The sequence below is a fragment of the Comamonas avium genome, assembly GCF_014836675.1.
GTDB classification, from domain to species: Bacteria; Pseudomonadota; Gammaproteobacteria; order Burkholderiales; family Burkholderiaceae_C; genus Comamonas; species Comamonas avium.
Genome location: NZ_JACSQK010000004.1, coordinates 326,288 through 339,535, shown reverse-complemented (window position 1 = coordinate 339,535; position 13,248 = coordinate 326,288). Strand labels below are relative to the sequence as shown.

Annotated in this window: 12 protein-coding genes; 6 read left to right on the top strand and 6 right to left on the bottom strand. The window is 58.4% G+C overall.

All coding sequences use genetic code 11. The annotated features are described in order from the left end of the window. The first annotated feature begins 10 nt into the window (after positions 1-10). The 6 genes from H9646_RS09320 (at position 11) to purT (ending at position 7,134) form a co-directional block, all read left to right on the top strand. Positions 11-1,378 (top strand): c-type cytochrome, encoded by a 1,368-nt coding sequence (locus H9646_RS09320; RefSeq protein ID WP_191723089.1) that lies wholly within the window; start codon positions 11-13, stop codon positions 1,376-1,378. Positions 1,379-1,562: 184 nt separating this feature from the next. Then, positions 1,563-2,627, top strand: coding sequence for a 6-phosphofructokinase (locus H9646_RS09315; protein ID WP_191723088.1), 1,065 nt, complete (start codon positions 1,563-1,565; stop codon positions 2,625-2,627). A gap of 202 nt (positions 2,628-2,829) precedes the next feature. Continuing rightward, the gene (locus H9646_RS09310; RefSeq protein WP_191723087.1) at positions 2,830-4,623 is read left to right on the top strand and encodes a methyl-accepting chemotaxis protein; all 1,794 of its coding nucleotides are present in this window, start codon (positions 2,830-2,832) and stop codon (positions 4,621-4,623) included. A 141-nt stretch (positions 4,624-4,764) separates the two neighbouring features. Then, the gene (locus tag H9646_RS09305; protein ID WP_225214079.1) at positions 4,765-5,217 is read left to right on the top strand and encodes a hypothetical protein; all 453 of its coding nucleotides are present in this window, start codon (positions 4,765-4,767) and stop codon (positions 5,215-5,217) included. A gap of 58 nt (positions 5,218-5,275) precedes the next feature. Then, positions 5,276-5,605 (top strand): DHCW motif cupin fold protein, encoded by a 330-nt coding sequence (locus H9646_RS09300; protein WP_191723085.1) that lies wholly within the window; start codon positions 5,276-5,278, stop codon positions 5,603-5,605. Positions 5,606-5,916: 311 nt separating this feature from the next. Further along, positions 5,917-7,134 carry a formate-dependent phosphoribosylglycinamide formyltransferase gene (gene purT / locus H9646_RS09295; RefSeq protein ID WP_191723084.1) on the top strand — a complete coding sequence of 406 codons (1,218 nt, stop codon included), beginning with the start codon at positions 5,917-5,919 and terminating at the stop codon, positions 7,132-7,134. A 107-nt stretch (positions 7,135-7,241) separates the two neighbouring features. On the opposite strand, the gene H9646_RS09290 is transcribed toward purT, so the two are convergent. From H9646_RS09290 to H9646_RS09265, 6 genes are all read right to left on the bottom strand, one after another. Beyond that, the gene (locus H9646_RS09290; RefSeq protein ID WP_404813093.1) at positions 7,242-9,230 is read right to left on the bottom strand and encodes a family 2A encapsulin nanocompartment cargo protein cysteine desulfurase; all 1,989 of its coding nucleotides are present in this window, start codon (positions 9,228-9,230) and stop codon (positions 7,242-7,244) included. 231 nt (positions 9,231-9,461) lie between these two features. Then, a complete protein-coding gene (locus H9646_RS09285; protein ID WP_191723082.1) occupies positions 9,462-10,400 on the bottom strand; it encodes a family 2A encapsulin nanocompartment shell protein in 939 nt (312 codons plus the stop codon). 66 nt (positions 10,401-10,466) lie between these two features. Beyond that, complete coding sequence (locus H9646_RS09280; RefSeq protein ID WP_191723081.1) at positions 10,467-10,742, bottom strand: helix-turn-helix domain-containing protein; 276 nt, start codon at positions 10,740-10,742, stop codon at positions 10,467-10,469. Positions 10,743-10,744: 2 nt separating this feature from the next. After that, the gene (gene epsC, locus H9646_RS09275; RefSeq protein ID WP_191723080.1) at positions 10,745-11,683 is read right to left on the bottom strand and encodes a serine O-acetyltransferase EpsC; all 939 of its coding nucleotides are present in this window, start codon (positions 11,681-11,683) and stop codon (positions 10,745-10,747) included. Positions 11,684-11,709: 26 nt separating this feature from the next. Then, positions 11,710-12,195, bottom strand: a complete 486-nt coding sequence (locus H9646_RS09270) for a rhodanese-like domain-containing protein (protein ID WP_191723079.1) — start codon at positions 12,193-12,195, stop codon at positions 11,710-11,712. Positions 12,196-12,567: 372 nt separating this feature from the next. Further along, the gene (locus H9646_RS09265) at positions 12,568-13,188 is read right to left on the bottom strand and encodes a mechanosensitive ion channel family protein (RefSeq protein WP_191723268.1); all 621 of its coding nucleotides are present in this window, start codon (positions 13,186-13,188) and stop codon (positions 12,568-12,570) included. Positions 13,189-13,248 lie beyond the last annotated feature (60 nt).

The window sequence follows — 13,248 nt, the reverse complement described above, 5'->3', positions numbered from 1 at the left end:
GGAGCACACGATGAAAAAATACCTCAGCATTCTGATTGCATTGATTGTTCTTGGCATCATCGCGGCGCTAGCGCTGGCCTATGCCCCGTTCAAGCCCTCGGGCGCGAACGAAGTTTTGCCCGCTGACTGGAAGGCAGAGGCCGGCCGCGGTGAGTACGTCATGCGCGCCGGTGACTGCTTTGCCTGTCACACAGCCAAAGGCGGTGAGCCTTTTGCAGGAGGGCGTGGCATTGAAAGCCCCATGGGAACCATCTGGGCTTCCAACATCACGCCAGACAAAGAAACTGGTATCGGCAACTGGACACTGGAGCAGTTCCGCACTGCGATGGTGGATGGCGTGGGTGGCCACGGTCAGCAGCTGTACCCAGCCATGCCGTATGAGAACTACCGCTTCATGAAGGAAGGCGACATCCGAGCGTTGTTCGACTACCTGCAGACCGAAGTGGCTCCGGTGAAGAACGAAGTACAGGCCACCAGCCTCAGCTTTCCTTTCAACATGCGCTTTGGTATCCGTGCATGGAACTGGCTGGCGCTGTCTGGCCAAGCTGACTTCAAGCCCATGGCAGGGGATGATCAGCAGATCCGTGGTCAGTACCTGGTGGAAGGTGCGGGTCACTGCGCGGCCTGCCACAGTCCACGCACGCCGCTCATGGCGCAAAACGGTACTACTGTGTCTGACGCCAACTTCCTGACAGGCGGCATGGTGGATGGCTGGAATGCCCCAGCGCTGCGTGGCAAAGATGCCCGGGTCCAGACATGGCCAGCGTCAGAAATTGCAGCCTATCTGGGCGCAGGTCGCAATGCGCACGCTGTGGCCAATGGTGAGATGGCTTTGGTTGTCGAACATTCGATGCAGTACATGAGCGATGCGGACTTGAATGCCATGGCCGTGTTCCTCAAGAGCATGGATGGCCAGTCCGTGCAAGCAGTATCCGCACAAGTGGCTACACCCGGGCCTCACAGCATGCCGCCACTGCCTGCGGACGAAGCTGGTCAAGCTACCGCCAAACTACTGACCTCTGCATCACCAGATATGTCTCTGGGTGCCCGCCTGTATCTGGACAATTGCGCTGCCTGCCACTTTGTCAGCGGTAAGGGTGCCGCTGAGATTTTTCCTGAGCTGCAAGGCAATGCCATGGTGCTGGGCAAAGATGCCAGCCCGCTGATCTCGGTGATTTTGAAGGGTGCTTCTTCTCCTGCAACGGATCGCCGCCCCATGCATCTGGTCATGCAAGGCTACGCCGATCGTCTCACCGACGACGAAGTGGCTCAGTTGGCAAGCTTCCTGCGCAAGGGCTGGGGCAACCAGGCGTCGCAGGTCAGTGCCCGCGATGTGGCTAAGGTGCGCCAAAAAGTGCAATCGCTTGCTGCACATTGAGTTGTTGCAAGCGCGTGATAGATGAGCTTCAGCGGTAACGCTGCCACTCATAAAGGCCAGACATCGAGTCTGGCCTTTTTTTATGGATGGGGAACTATCTGCCCGAGGGAACGTGGGATGATCCGATTTTTTGGTTTCAGGCAAACAGCCTGAAGGTCAAGTCTGCAAGAACGAGGAGAAGCTCATGCGCGTTGGTGTGCTGACTGGGGGGGGCGATTGCCCCGGTTTGAATGCGGTGATCCGTGCGGTCACCAAATCACTGATCAGCCAAGGTCAATGTGCCGTTATTGGCATTGCAGACGGTTTTGAAGGTCTGATGGGGGAAACACCCCGTGTAAAGCCTCTGTCTTGGGATGAAGTCTCTGGCATCTTGCACATTGGCGGCACCATTTTGGGTACCAGCAACAGCGCCAATCCACTCAAAAGCACAGAGACGCTGGCACAGGTCAAGCGCAATGTGCAGTCGCTGGGTCTGGATGTGGTGGTCGCTATCGGGGGCGACGGCACCATGAGCCTGGCCTACGGGCTGGCGAATGCGGTGGGCATGCAGTGCGTCGGCGTGCCAAAGACCATTGACAACGACATTGCCAACTGCGAGCGCAGCTTTGGTTTTGACACAGCTGTGGCCACCGCTACCGAAGCCCTGCGCCGCATCGAGAGTACGGCCAACAGCCACCACCGCGTGATGATTGTGGAGACCATGGGCCGCAATGCGGGGTGGCTGGCTCTGGAAGCTGGTGTGGCCGGTGCGGCCGACATCATCTTGCTGCCTGAAATCGACTATGACCTGCAAGCCATCATTGACGTATGCAAGGCCCGTGAGCAGCGCCAGCGTTACACCATCATCTGCATTGGTGAGGGTGCCAAGGAAAGCGGGCAAAGCCTGACAGTACGGGAAACCATTGCACACAGCCCTGACCCCGTGCGCCTGGGCGGCGTAGGCCATGTGCTGCGAGAGCGGTTGCAGCCACATTTGAAAAGCGAAGTGCGCACCACCGTCCTTGGTCATGTGCAGCGTGGTGGAGACCCTACGCCATTTGACCGGGTGTTGGCCACCCAGTTTGGGCACCATGCTGCGCAATTGGTGCTGGCCGGGCAGTTTGGCCGAATGGTAACGCTACAGAACGGGCAGATTGGCAGCGTAGAAATTGCCACGGTTGCCAATACTCAGCGAAAAATTGCGCCAGACCACCCATTGCTGACCATGGCGCGTGATATCGGCATTTGTCTGGGCGAGCGTTCCGCTTAAAACGCTGCGTCGTTGCAAACAAGGCCGTACAGATGCAGGCACTGTGCGGCCTTTTTTGTGTCCGTAGACAGCATGTAACTTCAATGTAACTGTTTGTTAGGTAGTGTTGGTTTTTTCGGGTAAACCCGGTGTAATTGTTGCTGTTTGTAGAATTCTGGTGCCGCGATGTTTTCATCGCGGCTTTTCGCTTTTCAGGGTGGATATGCAGTTCAAGAATTTGTCGGTTGCCAAAAAGATTTGGCTGTTGATGCTGGTGGTGATGACCGCTATGTTGCTCGCGGGGTTAGGCATGACTAACCATATGAAGAGCTTGGAATCTCATTTACGGGACAAGGTTCGAGACACAGAGGAGCATATCCGGCTGGTTGTTGAGTTGCGCGGCAGCGTGGAAGCCACCGCTGGGTATTTGATTGCTGGAAATTTGGCGCAAGACAGCGATTCAATGCAGTTCTTTGAGAGCAAATATAAGCAAGGCTCAGCCCGTATGACGGCGTTGATGAACGAAACCGAGGCTCGATTGAAAAGCGAGGCAGGACGTGCCTTGTTTAACCAGATTGTGGGAAAGCGTAGCAAGCTCAATGCTTTGGCTGAGCAGGTCGCAATGGAGCGTCGCAACGATGGTGATGTCGTACGTTTGGTACGTGCAGATTTGGCACCTGCCGTGGATGACTTCATGGAGGACTTGAATGCCTTGGTCCGTCTGCAAGAGCAAATGCGCACGGAAGCTTTGGAAGATGCCAGCACTGAGCGCACCGCAGGTTTTGTGGTTGGCTTGACTGTGCTGGCCGTGGTTGTGCTGGCGGGTCTGCTACTGGCTATGTGGCTGGTGCGTCAGCTCACAGCGCCATTGGCGCGTGCTGTCGATCTGGCCAATGCCATTGCCTCGGGTGACCTGACACGCAATGTGCATGACGATCGCAAGGATGAACTGGGCCAGTTGCTGCGCAGTCTCAATGCCATGACGCAAAAGCTCAGCACTGTGGTGGGTGAAGTGCGCAACGGCGTAGATTCTGTTTCTTCGGCTGCGTCACAGATTGCCACGGGCAATCAGGATCTGTCTGCACGCACCGAGCAAACTGCGGCCAACCTGGAAGAAACTGCGGCCAGCATCGAAGAGTTGACCGCCACCGTGACACAGTCCGCAGACACTGCCCGGCAGGCCAATCAATTGGCTGCAACAGCGGTGCAGGCTGCCGAGCGTGGTGGTGAAGTGGTCAGCCAGGTAGTGATGAGCATGGACCAGATCAATACCTCCAGCCGCAAGATCAGCGACATCATCGGGGTGATTGATGGCATTGCTTTTCAGACCAATATCCTGGCACTGAACGCCGCAGTTGAAGCAGCGCGTGCTGGTGAGCAAGGCCGTGGTTTTGCCGTAGTTGCTGGAGAAGTTCGCAGCTTGGCGGGGCGCAGTGCCGAGGCTGCCAAAGAGATCAAAGCCTTGATCAACACCAGCGTAAACAACGTGGACCTGGGAGCAGAGCAAGTGGCACAGGCCGGCGAGAGCATGCAGGAAATTGTAGCCAGCGTGCGCCGCGTGACTGATTTGATTGGTGAGATTTCCGCATCGGCCAATGAGCAAAGCGATGGCATTGCACAAGTCAACCAAGCCATCAGTAATCTCGATCAGATGACCCAGCAAAACGCAGCGTTGGTGGAAGAGTCCAGCGCAGCCGCCACTTCCATGCATGACCAGGCACAGCGTCTGGCTGAAGTGGTGGCGGTGTTCAATGTAGGTCAGCAGTCTGCAGCGCTGACATCACCACTGCGTCGCCCGGTGGCCGTAGCTACTGCACCTGCTGTACCTGCTGTACCTGCAGCAACTCATACGGCAGCAGTGCGCAAAGTAGCGGCTGTCAGCACCAGTACGGCCAGAAAGCCTGCTGTGAACAAACCTGCAGTTCAGCCCGCACCAGCACCTAAGCTGCTCAAGCCCGCGCCTTTGAACAGCAAAGCCCCTGCCAGCAGCCATGAGGACGACTGGGAATCTTTCTGACCCCTGTGACGGGCAGATACCAAGGAGCCATTGCGGCTCCTTTTTTTATCAGCAAAATAAGTGCTGGCGTTCATGCGGCAAGCGCAGATAGCTATAAAAATCTTTAAAAGGCTCAACATGGATCGACATGAAGAAGCAGTGATGCAATTTTTGACCGCCAATGGCGACACGTTCATTGCTCCCCACTATGAAGTGGCTGCAGGATGGGTGTGCCCCAGCTTGGTGGCGCTGCGCCCCGCCAGAAAGCAAATATGGGTGGCCGAGGTCTCAGCCTCTGGCTACCCGCTGGGTCTGGTTGACAGGATCAATCAGCGCATTGAAAAGTGGTATGCCCCCTTGCTGGAGCAATTGCAGCGACTGAAGGTGGTGCAAGGCGACTGGAGCATTGGCTTGCTGATTTTTGTGCGTAACGACCAGGTCGAATGGCTCAAGGGCCGTGTGAAAGACTGGTCTGGGGTGCATGTGCTCAGTCTAGAAACAGCCAGCAGCCCCTGGACGTGGCACAGCAGCGTATGGACCGAAGACGTAGACTTTGCTGCAGGCGCAATTCCTCGCAAAGATGAGGCAACGTCAGGCCCTGCACTTACACATTAAGCACAGCCCAAGCTGTGCATGGTGCGTATCATTTTTGGCAATCACAAGGCACATTCCCATGCAGATGACAGACATCCCCTTTGGCACCACGGATTGGGCCAGCATCGCGCCCACAGAACACCGAGGTGAAACAGGTGTTGCGTGGTGGCGCACTTGCCAGTTTGGCACTATCCGTGTGCGCATGGTGGAGTACAGCCCGGACTATCTGGCCGATCACTGGTGCAGCAAGGGGCACATTCTGCTGTGCCTGGCTGGAGAGCTGCAGACGGAACTGGACGATGGGCGCACTTTCACCTTGCACCCGGGCATGAGCTATCAGGTTGCCGATCAGGCCGAGGCACACCGCTCAAGTACCACCGTGGGCGCTAAATTGTTCATTGTCGATTGAGATGTAGCACGTGCTGCTGGGCTGTCAGGTGTTGCATCCCTTTGTGCGCTTGGGTGATGGCCAGCGTGAGTATGGATTTCATCAGTTGAGCACACTGAATCAACAAACGCTGCATGCGATGTACTAGGCGTGAAGAGCGCGTTGCCTCAGGCGCTTGATAGCGGTTATGAATTAAAAAAGCAGGGCGCTGGCGCTTGTTTCAGCGCCATTTGGGTGCCACCACTGGCCTATGATCAACACCCCGGCACCAATGGCAACCCGTTTTTATGGCTGCTGCCTAGGTGCGGATGCCACATTTTCTGGATGCTTGTATGACCACCTTAGGAACACCTCTGACCCCCCACGCCACCAAAGTCATGCTGCTGGGCAGTGGCGAGCTGGGTAAAGAGGTCTTGATTGCGCTGCAGCGCTTGGGCGTTGAAACCATAGCCGTTGACCGCTACGACAACGCACCGGGCCACCAGGTGGCACACCATGCGCACACCATCACCATGAGCGATCCGGCCCAGCTCAAGGCCTTGATTGAGAAGATGCAGCCTGATCTGGTGGTGCCTGAGATTGAAGCCATCGCTACCCCCATGCTTGAAGAGCTGGAGGCCGCAGGTGTTGTCACGGTGGTGCCTACAGCGCGTGCCACGCGGCTGACCATGGATCGCGAAGGCATCCGCCGGCTGGCTGCCGAAACCTTGGGTTTGCCCACCAGTCCCTACCGTTTTTGTGATTCGCTGCAAGAGCTGCAGGCCGCCATTGATGGCACAGATGGCCAAGCGGCCATTGGCTACCCCTGCGTGGTCAAGCCGGTAATGAGCAGCTCGGGAAAAGGCCAGAGCAAGATCGATGGTGCCACTGATGTGGCCTCCGCGTGGGACTACGCCATGGCTGGGGGTCGTGTGGCAAAGGGCCGTGTGATTGTTGAAGGTTTTATTGATTTTGACTACGAAATCACCCAGCTGACCGTGCGTGCCAAGGGCAAGGACGGTCAGTTTGAAACCCATTTTTGTGACCCCATCGGCCACATCCAGCAAGCGGGTGATTATGTGGAAAGCTGGCAGCCCCATCCCATGCATCCCGCTGCGCTGGACAAAGCCCGCCAAATCTCCAAGGCCGTGACCGATGATCTGGGCGGACTGGGCCTGTTTGGCGTGGAGCTGTTTGTCAAGGGCGAGCAGGTGTGGTTCAGTGAAGTCTCGCCACGCCCGCACGACACGGGTCTGGTCACGCTGGCCACACAGTGGCAAAGCGAGTTTGAGCTGCACGCCCGCGCCATTCTGGGGTTGCCGGTGGATGCCAGCCTGCGCAATCCCGGTGCCAGCGCGGTGATCTATGGCGGCCAAGATGCTGAAGGCTTGGTTTTTGACGGCGTGGACGAAGCGCTGGCTCTGCCCGGTACAGACCTGCGTTTGTTTGGCAAGCCTGAGAGTTTTGTGAAACGCCGCATGGGTGTGGCACTTGCACGTGCTGCCGATGTGCAGCAAGCCCGTACCACCGCCAAGCTGGCCGCCAGCAAGGTCAAACCGCGCAAGCCTTGATAAAAAATAGCTGACAGCGCTGAGCCAGTAAGCGCTGGAGGCCGAAAAGACTATAAAAAAGCGACGGCCATGTGCTCATGGGCGTCGCTTTTTTTGAACGGGTGTGCTCAGCGTCGCTGCCCGGCCAGTCTGCGCACCACTGTCACCAGTTGGTCGATTTCTTCGAACGTGTTGTAGAACGCCAGCGAAGGGCGCACGGCGGTTTCCACGCCAAATCGGCGCAAGATAGGCTGGGCGCAGTGGTGGCCGGTGCGCACGGCAATGCCTTCGGCATTCAGTGCCTTGCCTACCTCTTCGGTGGTGTAACCCTCCAGAGTGAAAGACAGCACGCTGGCCTTGCCCGGTACGGTGCCAATCAGGCGCAAACCGGGGATGCTCGCCAGTTGCTGCATGCCGTAGTCCACCAAGGCATGCTCATAGCGGCTGATGTTGGCAATGCCCAAGTGCTCTACATACTCCAGCGCCGCACCCAGGCCCACGGCATCGGCAATATTGCCGGTGCCAGCCTCAAAGGTGTTGGGCAGCGGCTGGAACACGGTTTTCTCAAACGTCACATCGGCAATCATGTTGCCGCCACCTTGCCAGGGCGGCATGTCTTCGAGCACTTGGCGGCGGCCCCACAGCGCACCGATGCCGGTGGGGGCAAAAATCTTGTGGCCCGAGAAGACAAAAAAGTCTGCGCCAATGTCTTGCACATCTACGGGAGTGTGCGCAATCGACTGCGCGCCATCTACCAGCGTGGTGATGCCGCGGCGTCTGGCAATCTCCACCACCTGCTTGACAGGCACGACCGTGCCCAGCACGTTGGAGACATGGCCAATCGCGACAATCTTGGTGCGGTCGTTGATGAGTTGTTCGTAGGCATCCAGGCGAATCTGTCCCTGGTCATCAACCGGAATCACGCGCAGCTTAGCGCCCTTGGCCGCAGCCAGCTGCTGCCACGGCACGATGTTGGCATGGTGCTCCAGGTGGCTGACGATGATTTCGTCTCCTTCGCCCACATGCTTGCCGCCCCAGCTTTTGGCCACCAGATTGATGGCTTCGGTGGTGCCGCGCACAAAGATCACTTCGCGCACATCGGGTGCGTTGATAAAGCGGCGCACCACCTCGCGCGCATGCTCGTAGGCATCGGTGGCGCGGGCAGCCAGTTCATGCGCCGCACGGTGGATGTTGGAGTTCTCGTGCTGGTAGAAGTGGCTGATGCGCTCAATCACCTGGCGTGGCTTGTGGGTTGTGGCGGCGTTGTCCAGCCACACCAGTTGTTTGCCGTTGATGCGCTCTTGCAGGATGGGGAAATCACGACGCACGGCCTGTACGTCAAATCCGGGATGGCGGTCTTGCTGGCCCGCTGTGGGGGCAGCATGGGTACCGTGTGGATGCGGTTTGGCCGGGGTGACAAAACCGCTGGGCAGCGTGACGGAATCCACAAAATAAAACTGGGGGGCTGCTGGGGCGTCAGCTGTGATCGTTGCGTCTGGGACAGTACCGGTGACAGGCGCAGCGCCAAGGCGGGGCGGTACATCAGGAAAGGCAGCTGCTCCTGATTGCGGGGTGCCCAGAGCTACCAGTGCCTGATGGCTCAAGGCATCCAGACCTTCGCCCGTGCGGATGGGGACTGCGCCAGATGTGCTGGATGGTGGCTGGTCAATGAATGCAGGAACAGCCACCGCTGCGGGGGCTTGTGGGGCACCGTCAGTTGCGCCTGCCAGACGCGGTTCATAGGCGGGCAGTGCAGTGAATGCCTTGTCGGGCACGCCGTTGCCGGCACTGGCGTGCGGAATGACGACGCCCACACGGTTGCCCAGCGACAGCACATAGCTGGGGCTGCTGGGAGTGAAGTTGGCACCCGGAATCTGCCCTTGCGCAATCGGTGTGCCTGGAACATTGGGCGACAGGCCGGAAGGGCCGGCCAGTGGCGAGCCACCCGGTGCCAAGCTGACAGGCGGTTGTGCACCAAAAGCGGGTGCGGTTGCGCCAGGCAGGCTGCGAAACAGCTCACTGGCAATGCGTGCCAGCGCCCCCGTGTCCAGCGGTGGTGGTGGGCCGGCGGGCAAGGCTGCCGGTTGGGTATGCGCTTGCGCGGTAGTGGTGCTCAAAACCCCATCTCCTGTTGTGCGTGCAGCTATTGAGTAAGTAGCTGACTGCGCAGTTTTATCTGCATCAGCGGTCATTGTTTGAAAGAGCTGCTCGAGTGGCCCTGCCAACCGAAGATGTGCACGGGATGCGAAGCGCAAAGCCGCTGGCAGTACAGAGGTACGACAAGGCAAGGCGACGACGTATTAAGGCTGTTGGTGTGAGCGGCTCTATTAATGACTGCTGCCTGTGGCTTATTTGTAGGTATCCAGCGCCGAATAGTCGTGGTACTTATTGATCTCTACATCGTCCAGCACGGCCACTGCATCGGGTGTCAGGACGGCCAGCGAGCAGTACAGCGAGATCAGGTAGGACGCAATGGCGTGGTTATTGATGCCCATGAAGCGCACCGACAGACCGGGGCTTTGCTCACCGGGCAAACCGGGCTGGAACAGGCCGACCACGCCCTGTCGGCGGTCGCCCACGCGCAGCAGCAAAATTTTGCTTTTTCCATCGGCCACTGGCACTTTGTCAGACGGAATGAGCGGCACACCGCGCCAGGTAATGAACTGGCTGCCAAACAGGCTCACCGTAGGCGGCGGTGTGCCACGGCGCGTAGCTTCGCGGCCAAAAGCGGCAATGGTCAACGGGTGGGCCAGAAAGAAGGCGGGCTCTTTCCAGACTTTGGTCAGCAATTCGTCCAGATCGTCGGGTGTGGGCGCTCCGGTCAAGGGGAAAATACGCTGCTCGTCACCCACCTGAGCCAGCAGGCCGTAGTCGGGGTTGTTGATTAGCTCGCTTTCCTGGTTTTCCTTGATGGTCTCAATCGTCAGGCGCAGCTGCTCTTTGATCTGGTCGTGCGGGCTGCTGTACAGGTCAGAGATGCGGGTGTGCACATCCAGTACCGTAGAGACAGCGTTCAGAAAGTACTCGCGTGGCTTGGCGTCATAGTCAACATAGGTGCGTGGCAGCTGGTTTTCATGCTGCTTGGCGGTGCAGGTGACTTTGATGTCCTCCGGGTTCTTGACCTGGTTGACGCGATAGATGCCCGCCTCCACAGGTACCCATTGCAGCAGGTGAGTGAGCCAACGGGGAGTGATGGTGGACAGCTGGGGGGCCGTCTTGGTGGCATTGGCTAGCTGACGGGCGGCGTTGTCGCCCAAAGCGGTAGTACCGCCAACGGTTGCTGTCATGAACGAAGCTCCTGAGGGATGGATGTCGGGGAGAAAGCCAGAGTTTTCAATGGGTGGCGCGTGGCCTCAACCTGCTATAGCCGCCAAGCGCAAGCGTTGGCTTTCGCGCAACAGGCTGATGCGCTCGGTCTGCACAATCAGTTCGGTGGCGCTCATCTGAAAGGCTTGCGCCAATTTGTGCAGGGTGATCAGGGAGGGGCTGACCTGGCCACGTTCAATCTCGCCCAGGTAAGAGCGGTTGAGGTCGGAGTGCCCGGCCAGCTGCTCCTGCGACCAGTTGCGCACCTCGCGCAACTGGCGCACCGCCATGCCAAAGTCTTGGACAAAGTGCTGGGACAGCATGCTTACACCACTGCGTGGGCAGTGGCCGTTTGCACATGGGCCACATGGTGGGCCTGCTGCAAGCTGGCCTGGCTGACGTGGGCACCGGCAGGCACATCGTCCGTGACCCAGACATTGCCGCCAATCACTGCGCCTTGGCCAATAGTGACCCGGCCCAAAATGGTGGCTCCGGCGTAGATCACCACGTCGTCCTGCACGATGGGATGGCGTGCCCAGCCCTTTTGCAGGTGGCCTTGTGCATCTTTGGGAAAACGTTTGGCCCCCAGCGTCACGGCCTGATACAGACGCACATTGCGGCCAATGACAGTGGTCTCCCCAATCACAACGCCGGTGCCGTGGTCGATAAAAAAGCCTGCATCAATCTGTGCACCGGGGTGAATGTCGATGCCCGTTTGCCCATGTGCCAGCTCAGAGATGATGCGTGCCAGCAGCGGCAGCTGGAGCTGGTAGAAAACATGGGCAATGCGGTGGTGAATCAAAGCCAGCACGCCGGGGTAGCTGAGCACCACTTCATCCACACTGCGTGCTGCCGGGTCACCCTGGAATGCAGCCAGCACGTCGGTATCCAGCAAGCGGCGCAGACTGGGTAAGTTGCGCGCAAAGGTGAGCACAGCTTGCTGGGCCTGTGCCGCAATCTCATGGGCGGGCTGGCCTTCGCCGCGCTGGCGATATTGCAGCTCGGTCAGCGCCTGCGTCTGCAAAGCCTGCAAGGCGGTGTCCAGTGTGTGGCCGACATAAAAGTCTTCCCCCGCGTGGCGCAGATCGGGTGGCCCCAGACGTAGCGGGTAAAGGGCGCCCTTGAGGGCATCGACAGCGTGAGCTATGGCATCGCGCGAGGGAAACTCGCGGTGGCTTTGGTCCGTGCGGTTTTGCTGTTCACGCCATTGATCCCGAACCTGGCGCAGTTGCTGAACGATTTCAGAAATGTTGTAAGTGCTCATGATGGGGTCTTCAAGGATTGAGGGGCTCAGTCCTGCACCCAGGGCAGTCCGTAAAAACGCCAGCCATTGAAGTGGCCGCGCTGTTGCACATCGTCGAGATCGCCTTCGAACCCTTCGCTGACATTGAAGATGTGGGCAATGCCGGCTTTAGCCGCCTCTTGCGCAGCAAGGGCAGAGCGTTTACCGCTGCGGCACAGCAAGAGCACGGCAGGTAACTGATCGGGCGCAGCCGCCTGACGCAACTGCAAAGCCGCCAGTTCACGTGCAAACCGGGGGTTGCGATTCAGCGCGGTGCCGGTAGCCCATGCCACGTGCAAGCTATCAGGCACACGGCCTACGAATTGACGCTCTTCGGTGGTGCGCACATCAACCAGCAGGGCCAGACCTTGCTGCACCAGTTGCCAGGCCTGCTGGGGAGGGACTGAACCTGCATACGGCAGGTTGTGTTGCTGTGCCAGTGCTTGGGCTTGCTGCAGGGCGGGGGGCAGCGTTGGGATTGCGGTGTCAGTCATGCTGCTAGGTTCCAGTCTTTGCTTCAAAGATTGATGGCGATAGCAGTCATGGTGAGCCAGGTGCAACGGCTTTCCAACGAAGGAAAACAGATGAGCTTCTGCAAAAAACAGTTAAGTCAAAAGGCTCTGGTGGGCGCTCAAGACCACCTTGTGTGTGCAGCGTTTGCTGGTGAAACAGACCAGGCCAAGCCAAGCCAAGCCAAGCCAAGCCAAGCCAAGAGAGGTGTCTTCTGGCTTGTTTTTCAGATTGCCAAACAGATGAGTGCATGCGCACATGGACGCGCGCATGCATACGAGCATTCACGGCAGCATGCAAAAAGGCCCTGTCGTAGTGCAACAGGGCCTTGGGTGTGGATGACCGATTGTTAGTTCTTAAGGAAAGGTGGCGCTTTTTGGGGCGGGTGAAGGTTCAGAAGCCGCATTGTTCGCCGCAGGTGCTGGTTGATGCAGTTTGTCGGCTGGCACGGGAGTGCCCATGCGCCAGCGTCGCACCACGCGCTGGAAGATCAGCGAATTGGGGATTTGAATCAGTGTGCCGGGGTCGGCCACCGTCGCGTCTTCCAGCGTGGTGTAGAGCAGATTGATGTCTACCACGCGGCCCAGTGCCCCCGGTTTTTCTGCTGTGTCCAGCACTTCAATGTGGTCGCCGACGCGAAAAGGCCCCACCGTAAAAATCAGGAAAGCGCAAAACAGGTTGGACAGCACGCTCCATGCGGCGAAGAAGGCAACGGCACCAACAGTGGCAAACCCCGTAAAGGCTGACCACAGCACACTGGCCGAAACGCCCAGTCGCTCCAAGATCAACAGCACCGAGCCGGCAATAATGAGCCAGCGCACCACGGTGTTGATGGGCATGAGCAGCTCATGCGGGAATTCATAGTGGTCACTGGCACGCTTGATCACACGCCTGAACAGGCGATGCAATACCCAGGCCACAACAATGATCAGCAGCATTTGCAGCACGGGGATGGCAACCTCCAGCCAGTCTTGCATCCATACCGGAAGGTGGGCACGCAAAGTGGCAAAACGATCAATCAAAGTCACAACAAAAAT

Excerpts from the sequence above, each read along its gene's own strand:
- H9646_RS09280 (WP_191723081.1), bottom strand. The coding sequence starts at position 10,742 with ATGCTGTCCCAGCACTTTGTCCAAGACTTTGGCATGGCGGTGCGCCAG.
- H9646_RS09315 (WP_191723088.1), top strand. The coding sequence starts at position 1,563 with ATGCGCGTTGGTGTGCTGACTGGGGGGGGCGATTGCCCCGGTTTGAAT.
- H9646_RS09305 (WP_225214079.1), top strand. The coding sequence starts at position 4,765 with ATGCAATTTTTGACCGCCAATGGCGACACGTTCATTGCTCCCCACTAT.
- epsC (WP_191723080.1), bottom strand. The coding sequence starts at position 11,683 with ATGAGCACTTACAACATTTCTGAAATCGTTCAGCAACTGCGCCAGGTT.
- H9646_RS09265 (WP_191723268.1), bottom strand. The coding sequence starts at position 13,188 with ATGCAAGACTGGCTGGAGGTTGCCATCCCCGTGCTGCAAATGCTGCTG.
- H9646_RS09310 (WP_191723087.1), top strand. The coding sequence starts at position 2,830 with ATGCAGTTCAAGAATTTGTCGGTTGCCAAAAAGATTTGGCTGTTGATG.
- H9646_RS09320 (WP_191723089.1), top strand. The coding sequence starts at position 11 with ATGAAAAAATACCTCAGCATTCTGATTGCATTGATTGTTCTTGGCATC.
- H9646_RS09285 (WP_191723082.1), bottom strand. The coding sequence starts at position 10,400 with ATGACAGCAACCGTTGGCGGTACTACCGCTTTGGGCGACAACGCCGCC.
- purT (WP_191723084.1), top strand. The coding sequence starts at position 5,917 with ATGACCACCTTAGGAACACCTCTGACCCCCCACGCCACCAAAGTCATG.
- H9646_RS09270 (WP_191723079.1), bottom strand. The coding sequence starts at position 12,195 with ATGACTGACACCGCAATCCCAACGCTGCCCCCCGCCCTGCAGCAAGCC.
- H9646_RS09300 (WP_191723085.1), top strand. The coding sequence starts at position 5,276 with ATGCAGATGACAGACATCCCCTTTGGCACCACGGATTGGGCCAGCATC.